We start from the raw sequence: 15071 nt of genomic DNA, 5'->3' as shown, positions 1-15071 counted from the left end.
AACGCCGTGCACGACGTCCCGCAGCGCGCCGTTTCGTGCGAAACGGCGCGTCCGCCTCAACCCTGCGCCGGCAGAACGGCCTCGACGGAGGATCTCAGCGCGACCGGCGCGGGGATCCTCCGCCGTCTTCCTCGGCCGGTCCTTCCGACGCCGTTTCGTGCGAAACGGCGCCGCCGCCGTCGAACTGGCCGCCGTTCGTGACGAAACGGCGCCGACGACGGACCCGGGTGGACCTACAGCCGGACGCCGAGGGCCGCGTCGACGACGGCGCTGACGGCGTCGCCTGCGTGGCGGTCGGAGGTGTCGGCCAGGCCGGAGACGCCGAGGGTGTCGGCGGCCCAGCGGTCGACGATGGCGACGGCGGTGGGGGCGTCGAGGTCGTCGGCGAGGGCGGCGAGGACGCCGGCGACGACGGGCTCGGAGGGGGCGCCGGAGCCGACGGCGACGGCGCGGCGCCAGGTGTCGAGCTGGTCGACGGCGGTGAACAGGTCGGCGTCGGTCCACTCCCAGTCGGAGCGGTAGTGCTCGCGGAGCAGCCGCAGCCGCACGGCCATGGGGTCGACCTCGGCGTGGCGCAGGGCGGAGACGAAGACGAGGTTGCCCTTCGACTTCGACATCTTCTCGCCGTCGAAGGCCACCATCCCGGCGTGGGCGTAGGTCTGCGCGAACGGCGTCCCCGGGGTCGCCGCGTGGGCCTCGGAGGCGCACATCTCGTGGTGCGGGAAGACGAGGTCGGAGCCGCCGCCCTGGACGTCGAAGGATCCGCCGAGGTGCTCGCGGGCGATCGCGGTGCACTCGATGTGCCAGCCGGGGCGGCCGCGGCCGAAGCGGGAGTCCCAGGCCGGCTCGTCGGGGCGCTCGGCACGCCACACCACGCAGTCGAGCGGGTCCTTCTTGCCCGGGCGGTCGGGGTCGCCGCCGCGCTCGGGGTAGACCCGGAGCATCTCGTCGCGGCTCCAGCCGGACACGGCGCCGAAGTCCGGGTCGGAGGTGACCGAGAAGTACAGGTCGTCGTCCACCCTGTACGTCGTCCCGCGCGCCTCGAGCTCGGCGATGAGGTCCTCGACCAGCGGGATCGACTCGACCGCGCCGACGAAGTGGTCGGGGGCCATCACGCGCAGGGCGGTCATGTCCTCGCGGAACAGCTCGGTCTCCCGCTCGGCGAGCGCCCGCCAGTCGGTGCCGACCGCGGTGGCGCGCTCGAGCAGCGGGTCGTCGACGTCGGTGACGTTCTGGACGTAGACGACCTCGTGGCCGGCGTTGCGCCAGGCCCGCACGAGCAGGTCGAAGGCGACGTAGGTCGCCGCGTGACCGATGTGGGTGGCGTCGTACGGCGTGATCCCGCAGACGTAGAGCCGCGCCGGGCCGTCGGGCTCGGTGGTGCGACGACGGCCGGTCGCCACGTCGTGCAGGACCACCGGCGGTCCCGCGACGTCGAGGGCGGGCACCGACGGCGAGGACCACGAACGCATGGGCGCGAGCCTAGTGGGGCCGTCTCAGAACGGGGGCCACGGGATGGCGGGGCCCATCCCCCGCGGCGCCGGCATCTCGGGGGCCCGCAGCATCCGCAGGCAGCGGCGCAGCAGGACGGTGATCTCGGGCTCGCTGACGTGCTCGACCAGGTCCAGGGCCAGCGGGCCGTCGAGGGCCTCCCCCAGGTCGGTCACGACCCGGCGGACGCCGTCCAGGTCCTCCTCGGGCACGGTCTCGCCGACCCAGCCCCACAGGACCGTCCGCAGCTTCGTCTCGACGTGGAAGGTCAGGCCGTGGTCGACGCCGTAGCGGTGGCCGTCGGCCATGGCGAGCACGTGGCCGCCCTTGCGGTCGGCGTTGTTGGCGAGGACGTCGAAGACGGCCATGCGGCGCAGCGGGTCGGAGTCCTCGTGGATGAGCGAGACGTCGCGGTTGTCGCCGTCCAGGCCGTCGAAGACGTGCAGCCAGCCCTCGGGGAGCTCACCGGCCTCGACGATGTCGACGGCGTCCTGGGCCTCGTCGACGTCCTGCCACAGCTGGACCATCCCCGGACCGTGGGGCCCGTCGCGCAGGATCGTCGGGGGGACGACGCCCCAGCCGAGCGACTCGCTGAGCAGGTACGCCGCCACCTCCCGCCCGGCGAGGGTGCCGTCGGGGAAGTCCCACAGCGGCCGCTCCCCCGCGACCGGCTTGTAGACCACCTGCACGCCCTCGACCTCGCCGAGGAAGGTGGCGTTCGAGGCAGGCATGATCCGGCCGCGCACCTCGAGCGGTGCGTGGCGCAGCGCCTCGGCCACGGCGTCGTCCAGCGGGTGGGCGGAGTCGGTCACCTCGTCCGTGTACCCGTCCCGCGGCTCTGGGGTCACGCGCTCAGGGGTCCCGCCGCCGGAACCCGTTGGCCCGCACGCACAGGTGGCCGTCGGGGTCCATGGGGTGGCCGCAGAACGGGCAGGCGGGACGACCGGCCTCGAGCACCTGCTCCGCGCGCTTCACGAAGGCGCGGGCCGCGCCCGGGGCGAGGCGGACCAGGAGCACCTCCTCGGGCTCCGGCTCCTCGACCTCCTCCTCGCCCTGGTCGGGGCGGACGACGGCGGCGTCGGAGTACGGGAACACCTCGATGACGACCCGGGTGTCCTCGGGGTCCCACGACAGCGTCATGGTGCCGGCGCGGAACTCCTCCTCGATCGGCTGCTCCAGGGGCGCGGTGTCCTCCAGGTCGAGCGGCGCGACGGCGGGGACGACGGTGTCGGCCGTGCTGGCGTTCATGACCTCGTCGAGCAGCTCGTCGACGCGCTCGGCGAGCGCCTGGACCTGCTGCTTCTCCAGCGCGACCGAGACCAGCTGGACGCCGGAGCGGGCCTGCAGGAAGAACGTGCGCGCGCCGGGTTCGCCGACGGTGCCCGCCACGAACCTCTCGGGCGGGTCGAACGAGTGCACCACGGGCGGCATGGGACAAGCCTAGGACCGCGGCCCACCCGCCTACGCGGTACCCGGCCCAGCGCCGCCGCCGACGACGGCGTCCGCGCTGCGGCGCCTGCGGCGCCCGGGCTTCGCGGGCGGCACGAGCCAGCCGAGGTCGCCGGCGTGGGTGTTGGTGCAGGGCACCGACGGCGAGCCACCCACGAGCCTGACCACCGATACGGACGCCGGGTCGACGTGGAGTCGCTGGAACAGGTCGAGGTGGGTGCCGAGCGCCTCGGCCAGGATCGACTTGATGACGTCGCCGTGGCTGACGGCCACCCACACGGCGTCCGGCCCGTGGGCGGCCTCCACGGCGGCGTCGTGGCGACGGATCGCGTCCACGCCGCGCATCTGCATGGCGCGCATCGACTCCCCGCCGGGGAAGGTCACCGAGGACGGCGTGCGCTGCACGCTGGCCCACAGCTTCTCCTTCGCGAGCTCCTTCAGGGGCCGGCCCTGCCACTCGCCGTAGTCGCACTCGGTGAGCGCCTTCTCGAGCTCGACGTCCACGGGGCTCGCCTGGGCACCCACGATCGCGGCGGCGGTCTGTCGGCAGCGGACCAGCGGGCTCGAGACCACCGCGGCCAGCGGGACGACCGCGAGGCGCTCCGCGGTGCGGGCGGCCTGGCCCTGGCCGACCTCGTCGAGCTTCACGCCCGGGGAGCGCCCGGCGAGGACGCCGGAGGCGTTGGCCGTCGTACGGCCGTGACGGACGAGGACGACGGTGGCCATGGGTCCGGAGCCTACGGGGCGTCCGGGCCCGCGCGGGTCGGCGAGGTCCTAGCCTGAGGCCGTGATCGTGGACGCCGCGCGCTACCTCGACGGGCACCGCCTGTCCGAGGCGCCCAGCCAGGACGTCGCGGACCTGCGGGCCCTGCGGGCGGGGTGCCGGGACGGCGAGGTGGCCTGGGTCGGCCTGCACGACCCGCAGGAGGACGAGCTCGCCGAGGTCGCCCGGGTCTTCGAGCTGCACCCGCTCTCGGTGGAGGACGCCCGCGACGCCCACCAGCGCCCGAAGCTGGAGCGCTACGGCCAGACGCTGTTCCTCGTCCTCAAGACGCTCTGGTACGTCGACGCCGAGGACGCGGTCGAGACCGGCGAGATCGACGTGTTCATCGGCCCGGACTTCGTCGTCACCGTCCGTCACGGCGCCGGGGCGCCGCTCGACGGCGCCCGCAGCGCCCTGGAGTCCCACGAGGAGCTGCTGCGCCACGGCACCGCGGCCGTCCTGCACGCGGTGTGCGACCGGGTGGTCGAGGAGTACGGCAGGGTCGCCGGCGAGCTGATGGTCGACGTCGACGAGGTCGAGGCCTCCGTGTTCTCCGACGAGCGGACGCAGGACTCGGCCCGCATCTACGTCCTCAAGCGCGAGCTCGCCGAGATGCGGCGGGCGGTGATGCCGCTGCGCGAGCCGCTGCGCCGGCTGGCCAGCGGCGAGGTGGAGGGCGTGGAGTCCAAGGCGGCGCCCTACTTCCGCGACATCGCCGACCACCTCGACCTCGTCGCCGAGGACGTCGAGTCGCTCGACGGGCTGCTCTCGACGGCGTTCGACGCCCACGCCACCCGGATCTCCATGCAGCAGAACGACGACATGCGCAAGATCTCCGCCGGCGCCGCGCTCGTCGTCGTACCCACGCTCATCGCCGGGGTCTACGGCATGAACTTCGAGCACATGCCCGAGCTCGCGTGGCGCTTCGGCTACGCCTACGCCCTGCTGCTGATGGGCGGCACCGCCGCCGGCCTCTGGTGGCTGTTCAAGCGCTCCGGCTGGCTCTGACCCGCGTCGGCGCGTCCGCCGGTCGGGGGCGCCGTCGCGCCGTTTCTGCCGAATCGGCGTCGCCGCGCGCCGTAACGGCACCGATTCGGCGGAAACGGCGTGCTGCCGGCACCGACCGACCGGCCCGACCGACCGGCCCGACCGACCCGTCAGGCGCCGGCGAGCGGGGTGAGGACGCCGAGGCCGAGGAGCCCGAGGACGGCGGCGCCGAGGAGGACGCGGTAGACCACGAACGGCGTGTAGGAGCGGGTCGAGACGTAGCGGAGCAGCCAGGCGATGGCGGCGTACCCGACGACGAAGGAGACGAGGGTCGCGACGGCGGTCTCGCCCCAGCCGTAGGCGTTGGCCTCGTCGCCGATGTCCTTCAGCTTGTAGACGCCGGCGCCGACGACGGCGGGGATGGCGAGGAGGAAGGCGTAGCGGGTCGCGGCGGCACGCTCGTAGCCGAGCGCGCGACCCATCGAGATCGTCGCGCCGCTGCGCGACACCCCGGGCACGAGCGCCGCGGCCTGCGCCGCACCCATGAGGACGGCGTGGCGCAGGGTCAGCTTCTCGATCGGCTTGTCGTTGCGGCCGTACCTGTCGGCGAGCCCCAGCACGACGCCGAAGACGATGAGGGTGGTCCCGACCACCCAGAGGCTGCGCAGGGCGGAGTCGATGGCGTCCTCGAACAGCAGGCCCAGGACCACGATCGGCAGCGAGCCGACGATGATGAACCAGCCCATGCGGGCGTCGCGGTGGCCGCGGTACTCCGGCTTCACCAGCGAGCGCAGCCACGTCACGGCGATGCGCCAGATGTCCTTGCGGAAGTAGAGGAGCACCGCCAGCTCGGTGCCGATCTGGACGACGGCGGTGAAGGCGGCGCCCGGGTCGCCCCAGCCGAAGAGCTGCGGGTAGATCCGCAGGTGCGCCGAGGAGGAGATCGGCAGGAACTCCGTCAGGCCCTGGAGGAGACCGAGGACGACGGCCTGGAGGTAGTCCCACACGGGGGTCGAGCGTACGGACCCCGGGGAGGGGCCGCACGGCGGCGTGCCGTGCGGCCGGGCCCGCGCGCCGGGCGGATAGGTTGAGCGCCATGCAGCAGCGCTCCGTGGGTGCCACCGGCCTGCGGGTCTCCCGCCTCGGGCTCGGGACCATGACCTGGGGCTCCGACGTCGACGAGCACGAGGCCCGCGGGCAGCTCGTCGGCTTCGTGGACGCGGGCGGGACGCTCGTCGACACCGCCGCGACGTACGGCGAGGGCGCCTCCGAGGAGCTGCTGGGCTCCATGCTCGGCACCGTCGTGTCCCGCGAGGACGTCGTCCTCGCGACGAAGGCGGGCCTGTCGCGCCGGGACGGCGTGCGCCGCGTCGACGCCTCCCGCCGCGCGCTGCTCACCCAGCTCGACGCCTCCCTCGAGCGGCTGGGCACCGACCACGTCGACCTCTGGCAGGTCCACGCGTGGGACCCCGCCACCCCCGTGCAGGAGGTGATGGCCGCCCTGGAGACCGCCGTCACGACCGGCCGGGCGGCGTACGTCGGGGTCTCGAACTACGCCGGCTGGCAGACCGCGCAGGCCGCGACGTGGCAGGCGGCGCTGCCTGGCCGGGTCCCGCTCGCCTCGACGCAGGTCGAGTACTCCCTGCTCAACCGCGACGTCGAGGACGAGGTCCTGCCCGCCGCCCGGGCGCTCGGTCTCGGGGTGCTGCCGTGGTCACCGCTGGGCCGCGGCGTGCTGACCGGCAAGTACCGGACCGGGACGCCGGCCGCCTCGCGTGCCGCGTCGGCCCGGTTCTCCGGTTTCGTCGACCCCTACCTCGACCCGGTCTCGGCCCGCGTCGTGGAGGCCGTGGCGAAGGCCGCGGACGGCCTGGAGTGGACCGCCCTCGAGGTGGCGCTGACCTGGGTGCGGGACCGCCCCGGCGTCACCGCGCCGATCGTGGGGGCCCGGACCGCCTCCCAGCTGCGTGCCACCCTGGCGACCGAGGAGCTGGTCCTGCCCGCGGAGATCAGCGACGCGCTCGACGACGTCTCGTCGGGCTGAGAAATACCGGAAGGAGCCCGGATGGCCCGCGACCCCTCGCAGTTCCCCGACCTCGCCGCCCGCCGCGCCGCACGGTCCGGGATGGAGTGGGAGTTCGACCGCGTGACCTACCCCCGCGACTTCTCCCGCGGCGCCGTGACCCGCCTGCTCACCGACCGCGCCGAGCACGGCGGCTGGGAGCTCGACCGGGTCCGCATCACCCCGGACGGCACGCGCCGGGTCGTGCTGCGTAGGAGGATCATCCGAGCGGTGCGCACGGCCTGAGTCGAAGCCGAGCTCGCGAGGCGGCGACGCGGGCCGCGAGCACCGGTCATCGGTGGTCGAGCAGCGAGCGCGGCCGAGCCTGCGAGGCCGCGACCGAGCGTGTCGAGACCCGGTGAGACAAAGGTCGGCTCGGACCCCTCAGGCCTCACCCAAGAACCGGTCCAGCACCCGCGCCCCGAACTGGAGCGCGTCGACGGGCACGCGCTCGTCGACGCCGTGGAACAGGCTCATGAAGTCGAGGTCGTCGGGCAGCCGCAGGGGCGCGAAGCCGTAGCTGCGCATGCCGAGCTTGCGGAAGTGCTTGGCGTCGGTGCCGCCGCTCATCAGGTACGGCGCGACCATCGCGTCGGGGTCCTCGGCGAGCAGCGAGCGGGTCATCGTGTCGACCAGCGCCCCGTCGTACGGCGTCTCCCAGGGCTGCTGGTGGGAGACGAAGTCGATCTCGATGCCGGGCCCGCACAGCTCGCGGAGGGTCTCGAAGAACTCCTCCTCGTGGCCGGGCAGGAAGCGCCCGTCGACGTGGGCGGTGGCCTCGGTGGGGATGACGTTCACCTTGTAGCCGGCGCCGAGCATGGTCGGGTTCGTCGTGTTGCGGATGACCGCGGACAGCATTCGCGCCGTGCCGCCGAGCTCCTCGACGAGCGCGTCGGCGTTCTCGGGCGTCGGGTCGACGCCGGCGAGCTGGCCGATGCTCGCGAGGAGCACCTCCATGGTCGGGGTGAGGCGGACGGGCCACTGGTGCGCGCCGATCCTCCCCACCGCCGCGGCGAGCTCGGTGACGGCGTTCTCGCGGTTGATCATCGAGCCGTGCCCGGCGCGCCCGCGGGCGGTCAACCGCATCCAGGCCATGCCCTTCTCGGCGGCCTCGATGAGGTAGACCCGCTGGCCCCTGACGGTGGCGCTGAAGCCGCCGACCTCGCCGACGGCCTCGGTGCAGTCGGCCAGCAGGTCGGGGTGGTCGTTCACGAGGACCTCGGCGCCGTGGTGGCCGCCCGCCTCCTCGTCGGCGGTGAAGCACAGGACCATCGGCCGCTCCGGCACCGCGCCGGCCCGCGCGCGGGCCCGGACTGCGGAGAGGAGCATCGCGTCGAAGTCCTTCATGTCGACGGCGCCACGGCCCCACAGGTAGCCGTCGTCCGTGACCTCGCCGGAGAACGGGTCGACCTGCCAGTCGGAGGCCTCGGCGGGGACGACGTCCAGGTGGCCGTGCAGCAGCAGCGGGTCCCCGGTCGAGCCGCCCCAGCGTGCGACGAGCGACGTGCGCCCTGGGGTGCCCTCGACGAGCTGCGACTCGATGCCGACCTCGTCGAGCAGCGTGGCGACGTGCTCGGCCGCCTTGCGCTCCCCCGGCCCGGAGTGGTCGCCGTAGTTCGAGGTGTCCATCCGGATCAGGTCGCGGCAGAGGTCGACGACCTCGGCCGCGGGGTCGTACGCCGGCGTCTCGGAGCTGCGCTCGTCACCCATTGCCCCATCCTGACACCCCGCGGACATTCCGGTACCGCCGCGCGGGACCCTCGGCCGCGGTTAACCTGCGAGTCGGAAGGTAAAGCCACCCCGGGGGGGCCGCTCGGGCGGTCGCGAGCAGGAGGAGACGGAGCGTGACGCACACCGTGGCGGGCCCGGAGCGGGCGCAGGAGGCGGTGGACCTTGACGCCGCCGTGCGGGCGGCCGCCATTCGCAAGTACGGCGTCCTCGCGGACCCCCACCGTGACGACCTGCGCGCGCTCACCGAGGTGGCCGCGATGGTCGCCGACGTGCCGATGGCGACGATCAACCTGATCACCGAGCACGAGCAGCACCAGATCGCCGCCGTGGGCTTCGACGCGGCCGTGTGCTCGCGGGAGGACTCGATGTGCGCCTCGGTCCTGACCGAGGCCGAGCCCGTCGTGCTGTCCGACGCCTCGACCGACGCGCGCTTCGCCCACAACCCGTTCGTCACCGGCGAGATCGGCCGCGTCCGTTTCTACGCCAGCCACCAGCTCGTCACCCCTACCGGCGAGACCATCGGCACGCTGTGCGTGTTCGACACCCGTCCGCGCACGATCACACCCGAGCGCCGCTCGGCGCTCAAGGCGCTGGCCGACCGCGTCGTCGACCTGCTCGAGCTGCACCTGCGCTCGGAGGAGCTCGCCGCGGCCGTCGCCGACCTGGAGAGCGCCCGTCAGGAGCTGCAACGCTCCAACGAGCACCTCACCGCGTTCGCCGGCCAGGTCAGCCACGACCTGCGCGGGCCGCTGACGGCGGTGTCCACGTCGCTGATGATGCTGGCCGACGAGCTGGAGGCCGAGCACACCGTGGCCCGGTCCGGCGACGGTGCCGACCCCACGGTCGGCAGCGACTCCGACTTCCTCGTCGCCCGCGCGCTGAGCGGGGCCACCCGGATGCAGTCGCTGATCGACGGCCTGTTGTCCTTCGCCCGCGTCGGCGGGGAGCTGCGTCGCGAGCCGGTCGACATGGACCTCGTCGCCCGGACCGTCCAGCAGGACCTCGCCGTCGACCTCGAGGGCGCGACGGTCGAGGTCACCGACCTGCCGACCGCCACCGGCGACCCGGTGCAGCTGCGCGCCGTGCTGCAGAACCTCGTGGCCAACGCCGCGAAGTACACCCGCCCCGGCGAGCCCGCCCACCTGACGATCCGCGGGGAGCGGCGCGACGGGTGGGTGCGGGTCGAGGTCCACGACCGTGGCCCCGGCGTGCCGGCCGACAAGCGCGAGAGCGTGTTCCGGCCCCTCGTCCAGCTCGACAGCCGCACGCCGGGCTCGGGCATCGGTCTGGCCACCTGTCAGCGGGTCGTGGAGTCGCACGGCGGCCGCATCGGACTCGACGACTCGTCGTACGGCGGGACCCTCGCCTGGTTCGAGCTCCCGGACTGACCCGCGCGACCTAGCCGACGACGCGGGCCGTCAGCGAGACGGCGCACACGACCAGCCCGGCGCTCAGCGCGGTGAACGAGGCCAGCGAGACGGCGACGTACGCCCGGTTCGTGTACCAGCCCGACGAGAACATCAACGGCGCGAACAGCAGCGGGTTAACGACGGCCCCCGCCAGCACCAGGGCGTGCGCCCACCCGGGGGCGGTCGGCGTCGCGAGGCCCACCGCGACCATGACGCAACCCATGATGATCCAGTCGAGGTGCAGCTGCAGCACCCGCCGCGGGTGCTCCACACCGACCTTCCTCAGCATCTGCGAGGGGTGGAACGCCGCCGCGACGGCCCAGCCCGACACCCCGCCGAGGGCCAGCGACCAGACGCCGGCCACCACCAGCCAGAGGGCGGATCCGGTCGTCGCGAGGAGGGCTGTCTGCGCGGTCACGGGGAGGACGGTACGGCGATGTGAGGTCGACCCGGGGGCTTTGCTAGTGTCGCCGTCGCACTCGTCCGGGTGGCGGAATTGGCAGACGCGCTAGCTTGAGGTGCTAGTGCCCGTATTAGGGCGTGGGGGTTCAAGTCCCCCCTCGGACACCAGCTCGACACGAAGGCCCCCACGCCCCGCGTGGGGGCCTTCGTCGTCCCCGCCTACCCTGACCCGGTGAGCGACGGCGGCGGGCACGACCTCGACGTCCTGGCGGACCGCCGGGCCGTGGTCGGCACCGTCGCCGCGGTCGTCGCCCTGCTCCTGGTCGCCTCGGTGCTCTGGGTCGTCACCCGGGACGGGGAGACCGAGGTGCCCGCCGCCGCCGTCGAGGAGACGACCGCGGCCGGGCCCGGGGTGACGCCGGCGCCACCGCAGGAGGTCCGCGAGCCGCGGCAGCGGCGCCCCCGCGAGCCCCGCCTGACCGTCCCCCCGGGCCTCAGCACCCCGGACGCCCGGACGTCGGCACGCAAGGCCGCCCGCGCGGCGAGGGCCATGTCGGAGAACCCCTTCGAGGCCCACCCCTGGGGCAACTACCAGGGCCCCGGCGACCACGCGCACCCGCCGTACGACGCCGCGAGCGGCGCCACGAAGCAGATGCTCGGCCGGATCGCCCTGACCCCGAAGGCGATGTGGTTCGGCGCCTGGATGCCGAACGACGAGATTGCCGGACGGATCGCGGAGTACATCACCGACAGCCAGGACGGCGACCCCGACGCCCTGGTGCAGATGACGTTGTTCCGTCTCGACCCCTGGTACACCGACTCCTGCAAGCGGGCGCCCACCCCCGAGCAGGCCGCGTCGTACCGGGACTGGTTCGACCGGGTCGCCGCGGCGATCGGCGACACCCCCACCGCCATCGTCCTGCAGCCCGACCTCACGTTCGCGCTCTGTGCGCCCGACGGGCCGGAGGGCGTGGCCACCAGCCTGGTCCGCTACTCCGCCCAGGTCCTCTCCGAGCTGCCCGAGACCACCGTCTACCTCGAGGCCGGCGCCTCCGACTGGCCGCACCCCGGCCAGGGCGGCGTCGCCAGCGTGCTGCGCTACCTGGTCCCCGCCGGCATCGAGTACGCCGACGGCGTCGCCCTCAACTCCACCCACTTCGCCGCCACCGAGGCGGAGGTACGGCGGGTGGCCGACCTGTCCGTGGCGCTCGCCGCCGAGGGCATGCCCGGCAAGACCGGGGTGATCAACACCTCGTCGAACGGCAACCCCTTCGAGTTCGGGACGTACCGCGGCAGCGGGGAGAACACGATCGCCGACAACGCCCGGGTGTGCACGACGCCGACGCCCGCCCCCGGGGACACCTGCGTCCAGCTCGGCATCCCGCCGACGGCGGACGTGGACTCGCCCCGCTGGGGCCTGGACGCCGAGACCCGCCGGCTGGCCCGGCGCTACGTCGACGCCTACCTGTGGTTCGGCCGGCCGTGGCTGTTCTGGCAGAACTCGCCGTACCAGGTCGAGCGCGCCCTGCCGCTCGCCGAGAACTGGCCGTACGCCGACGAGGCCGGCTTCTAGGGAGCCCCCCGCCGAAACCCACGCCGCCCGGATCTGGAATCGTTCCAGAAAGTGAGGCAGAGTGGGTGCCGAGCTCGCTCCCCGACGCACGCAGGAGGAAAGCACGTGTCCCAGCACGACCACGAGACCGTCGAAGCCGACATGAACACCCCGGAGGCGGGCGGCTGCCCGGTCCACTCCGGGCGCATGGGGCACCCGACGGAGAGCGCCGACAACACCGATTGGTGGCCCAACCAGCTCAACCTGCGGATCCTCCGCAAGCACCAGAAGGCGTCCGACCCGATGGGGCCGGACTTCGACTACGCGGCGGAGTTCGCGAAGGTCGACCTGGACGAGCTGGCGAAGGACGTCGACCAGGTCCTCACCACCTCGCAGGACTGGTGGCCCGCCGACTTCGGCCACTACGGCGGCTTCATGATCCGCATGGCTTGGCACTCCGCCGGCACCTACCGCGTCGGTGACGGCCGCGGCGGCGCGGGCGCCGGCATGCAGCGCTTCGCCCCGCTGAACAGCTGGCCCGACAACGGCAACCTGGACAAGGCCCGCCGCCTGCTGTGGCCGGTCAAGCAGAAGTGGGGCCAGAAGGTCTCCTGGGCCGACCTCATCATCTTCACCGGCAACCGTGCGCTCGAGACGATGGGCTTCACGACCTTCGGCTTCGCCGGCGGCCGCGCCGACGTCTGGGAGCCCGACGAGGACGTCTACTGGGGCCCCGAGCGCGAGTGGCTCGGCGACGAGCGCTACACCGGCGACCGCGAGCTGGAGAAGCCGCTCGGCGCGGTGCAGATGGGTCTGATCTACGTCAACCCCGAGGGCCCGAACGCGAACCCGGACCCGCTCGCCTCCGCGCGCGACATCCGCGAGACCTTCGGCCGGATGGCGATGAACGACGAGGAGACCGTCGCGCTGATCGCCGGCGGCCACACCTTCGGCAAGACTCACGGTGCGGCCGACCCCGACGAGTACGTCGGCGCCGAGCCCGAGGGCGCGTCCATCACCGAGCAGGGTCTCGGCTGGAAGCAGGGCTTCGGCAAGGGCAAGGGCCGCGACACCATCACCTCCGGCCTCGAGGTCACCTGGACCTCCACCCCGGTGCAGTGGTCGATGGGGTACTTCGACAACCTGTTCAAGTACGAGTGGGAGCTCACCAAGTCCCCCGCCGGCGCGTGGCAGTTCGAGGCCAAGGGCGACGAGGCCGCGAACACCATCCCCGACCCGGAGACGGGCGAGCTGACCCGCCGTCCGACCATGCTGGTCTCGGACATCGCCCTGATCGCCGACCCGGTCTACCGGGAGATCTCGGAGCGGTTCCACCAGAACGAGGCCGAGTTCGCCGACGCGTTCGCTCGCGCCTGGTTCAAGCTCACCCACCGCGACATGGGCCCGATCCAGCGCTACCTCGGCCCCCTCGTCCCCGACGAGGAGCTGCTGTGGCAGGACCCGGTCCCGGCCGTCGACCACCCGCTCGTGGACGACGCCGACGTCGCCGCGCTGAAGGAGCAGGTCCTCGCCACCGAGCTGACCGTCTCCCAGCTGGTCAAGGCCGCGTGGGCCGCCGCGTCGTCCCACCGCGTCAGCGACAAGCGCGGCGGCGCCAACGGCGGTCGCATCCGTCTCGAGCCGCAGCGCGGCTGGGCTGTCAACGACCCCGACGAGCTCGACCGCGTCATCCGCGTCCTGGAGGGCGTGAAGGCCGACTTCGACGCGAAGGGCGAGAAGAAGATCTCGTTCGCCGACCTCGTCGTCCTCGGCGGCGTCGCGGCCGTCGAGAAGGCCGCGAAGGACGGCGGCGTGGAGGTCAGCGTCCCCTTCACCCCGGGTCGCACCGACGCCACGCAGGAGCAGACCGACGTCGACTCCTTCGCCTGGCTCGAGCCGACCTCCGACGGGTTCCGCAACGTCCTCGGCAAGGAGGGCCGCCTGCCCGCCGAGTTCCGCCTCGTGGACCGCGCGAACCTGCTCGGGCTCACCGCGCCGGAGATGACCGTCCTCGTCGGCGGCCTGCGCGTCCTGGGTGCCAACACCGGTGACAACCCGAAGGGCGTGCTGACCGACCGCGTCGGCGTGCTGTCGACGGACTTCTTCACCAACCTCCTCTCGATGGGGGTCGAGTGGCACGAGGTCGAGGGCGACGAGGACGGCTTCGTCGCCAAGGACGTCGCCACCGGCCAGCAGACGTGGACCGGCAGCCGGGCCGACCTCGTGTTCGGCTCGAACTCCGAGCTCCGCGCGGTCGCCGAGGTCTACGCGAGCAGCGACGCCGGCGAGAGGTTCGTCCGCGACTTCGTCGCCGCGTGGGACAAGGTGATGATGCTGGACCGGTACGACGTCCGGGCCTGAGGCCTCGACGCGAGACGCGCGGGGCCCGGTGAGCTGACGGACGACCTCGCTGCGGAACAACGACAGGGCGGTGAGCCTTGTCGGGGGCATGACCTCCGACAAGGCCACCGCCCTGCTTCGTCTGCACTCCGACACCGAGCTCCTGACGGTCGTGAACGTCTGGGACGCCATCACCGCGCAGGTCGTCACCGACCTCGACGGCACGAGGGCCCTGGCGACGGCGAGCCACTCGATCGCGGCGTCCCGCGGCTACGAGGACGGCGAGAACATCCCGGTCGACGAGATGATCGCCGAGGTGGGCCTCATCGCCCGCTCCACCCACCTGCCCGTGTCCGCCGACCTCGAGGGCGGGTACGGCGACGCCGCCGAGACGGTGCGGAAGGCCATCGGCGTCGGCATCGTCGGTGCGAACATCGAGGACCAGCTGAAGCCGGTCACCGAGGCCGCCGCCCAGGTCGAGGCCGTCATGGCAGCGGCGGCCGCCGAGGGCGTGCCCGACTTCGTGCTCAACGCCCGCACGGACGCGTTCGTCAGGGGCGCCGACGACCCGCTGGCCGAGGCCGTCACCCGCGGCAAGGCGTTCCTCGACGCCGGTGCGCCGGTCGTCTTCGTCCCGGGCAAGCTTGACGAGGACCAGATCCGCACCCTCGTCGACGCCTACGGCCCCCAGCGCCTCACGACCATCGCCGTCCCCGGCTCGGTCCCGCTGTCGCGCCAGCAGGAGCTCGGTGTCGCCCGCGTCTCCTACGGTCCCTGGTCCCAGCGCGTCGCACTCACGGCCCTGGCGGAGCTCGTGGAGTCCGTCCACGCGGACGGCGGTCTGCCGGAGGGCACGCGACCGCTCAACTGACGACCGCCGGGCGG

General features: G+C 73.3%; 14 protein-coding genes and 1 tRNA gene. 8 read left to right on the top strand and 7 right to left on the bottom strand.

Annotated elements, in window-relative coordinates:
- Positions 1-233 precede the first annotated feature (233 nt).
- Genes mshC through MJ876_RS09900 form a run of 4 tightly spaced genes read right to left on the bottom strand, consistent with a single transcriptional unit; the run spans position 234 to position 3666 of the window.
- Positions 234-1472 (bottom strand): cysteine--1-D-myo-inosityl 2-amino-2-deoxy-alpha-D-glucopyranoside ligase, encoded by a 1239-nt coding sequence (mshC, locus tag MJ876_RS09915; RefSeq protein WP_240236118.1) that lies wholly within the window; start codon positions 1470-1472, stop codon positions 234-236.
- Between the two features lie 24 nt (positions 1473-1496).
- Entirely contained in the window at positions 1497-2303 is an 807-nt protein-coding gene (locus tag MJ876_RS09910) for an SCO1664 family protein (RefSeq protein WP_308192586.1), read from the bottom strand.
- Positions 2304-2343: 40 nt separating this feature from the next.
- Positions 2344-2922 (bottom strand): DUF3090 family protein, encoded by a 579-nt coding sequence (locus MJ876_RS09905; RefSeq protein WP_240236117.1) that lies wholly within the window; start codon positions 2920-2922, stop codon positions 2344-2346.
- Positions 2923-2952: 30 nt separating this feature from the next.
- On the bottom strand, positions 2953-3666 hold the full coding sequence (locus MJ876_RS09900; RefSeq protein ID WP_240236116.1) for an MSMEG_4193 family putative phosphomutase: 714 nt from the start codon (positions 3664-3666) through the stop codon (positions 2953-2955).
- Positions 3667-3727: 61 nt separating this feature from the next.
- Between MJ876_RS09900 and MJ876_RS09895 the strand changes: the two genes are divergently transcribed.
- Positions 3728-4711, top strand: coding sequence for a magnesium and cobalt transport protein CorA (locus tag MJ876_RS09895; protein ID WP_240236115.1), 984 nt, complete (start codon positions 3728-3730; stop codon positions 4709-4711).
- A 149-nt stretch (positions 4712-4860) separates the two neighbouring features.
- Here MJ876_RS09895 and MJ876_RS09890 read toward each other — a convergent pair whose 3' ends face one another.
- Entirely contained in the window at positions 4861-5697 is an 837-nt protein-coding gene (locus MJ876_RS09890; RefSeq protein WP_240236114.1) for an undecaprenyl-diphosphate phosphatase, read from the bottom strand.
- Positions 5698-5786: 89 nt separating this feature from the next.
- Between MJ876_RS09890 and MJ876_RS09885 the strand changes: the two genes are divergently transcribed.
- Together MJ876_RS09885 and MJ876_RS09880 are read left to right on the top strand one after the other, a co-directional pair.
- Positions 5787-6734, top strand: a complete 948-nt coding sequence (locus MJ876_RS09885; protein WP_240236113.1) for an aldo/keto reductase — start codon at positions 5787-5789, stop codon at positions 6732-6734.
- Between the two features lie 81 nt (positions 6735-6815).
- Entirely contained in the window at positions 6816-6998 is a 183-nt protein-coding gene (locus MJ876_RS09880; protein ID WP_240236313.1) for a DUF5703 family protein, read from the top strand.
- Positions 6999-7136: 138 nt separating this feature from the next.
- Here the strand turns inward: MJ876_RS09880 and MJ876_RS09875 are convergent, their stop codons facing one another.
- Positions 7137-8462: a M20/M25/M40 family metallo-hydrolase gene (locus tag MJ876_RS09875; protein ID WP_240236112.1), complete on the bottom strand. Its 1326-nt coding sequence runs from the start codon at positions 8460-8462 to the stop codon at positions 7137-7139.
- Between the two features lie 134 nt (positions 8463-8596).
- On the opposite strand from MJ876_RS09875, the gene MJ876_RS09870 reads away from it, so the two are divergent.
- The gene (locus tag MJ876_RS09870; RefSeq protein ID WP_240236111.1) at positions 8597-9871 is read left to right on the top strand and encodes an ATP-binding protein; all 1275 of its coding nucleotides are present in this window, start codon (positions 8597-8599) and stop codon (positions 9869-9871) included.
- A 10-nt stretch (positions 9872-9881) separates the two neighbouring features.
- Here MJ876_RS09870 and MJ876_RS09865 read toward each other — a convergent pair whose 3' ends face one another.
- The gene (locus MJ876_RS09865) at positions 9882-10310 is read right to left on the bottom strand and encodes a hypothetical protein (protein WP_240236110.1); all 429 of its coding nucleotides are present in this window, start codon (positions 10308-10310) and stop codon (positions 9882-9884) included.
- Between the two features lie 63 nt (positions 10311-10373).
- On the opposite strand from MJ876_RS09865, the gene MJ876_RS09860 reads away from it, so the two are divergent.
- The 4 genes from MJ876_RS09860 to MJ876_RS09845 all read left to right on the top strand — a co-directional run bounded on the left by MJ876_RS09860 (position 10374) and on the right by MJ876_RS09845 (position 15057).
- Positions 10374-10462 (top strand) — tRNA-Leu (locus MJ876_RS09860).
- 64 nt (positions 10463-10526) lie between these two features.
- A complete protein-coding gene (locus tag MJ876_RS09855; protein ID WP_240236109.1) occupies positions 10527-11867 on the top strand; it encodes a glycoside hydrolase family 6 protein in 1341 nt (446 codons plus the stop codon).
- Positions 11868-12008: 141 nt separating this feature from the next.
- On the top strand, positions 12009-14207 hold the full coding sequence (gene katG / locus MJ876_RS09850) for a catalase/peroxidase HPI (protein WP_275694778.1): 2199 nt from the start codon (positions 12009-12011) through the stop codon (positions 14205-14207).
- A gap of 88 nt (positions 14208-14295) precedes the next feature.
- Positions 14296-15057, top strand: coding sequence for an isocitrate lyase/phosphoenolpyruvate mutase family protein (locus MJ876_RS09845; protein WP_240236108.1), 762 nt, complete (start codon positions 14296-14298; stop codon positions 15055-15057).
- The last annotated feature ends 14 nt before the right edge of the window (positions 15058-15071 follow it).

It is taken from the genome of Nocardioides sp. CFH 31398, assembly GCF_022436705.1.
Classification (GTDB): Bacteria; Actinomycetota; Actinomycetes; order Propionibacteriales; family Nocardioidaceae; genus Nocardioides.
The sequence above is the reverse complement of the archived record's forward strand: the minus strand, read 5'-3'. Positions and strand labels throughout refer to the sequence as shown.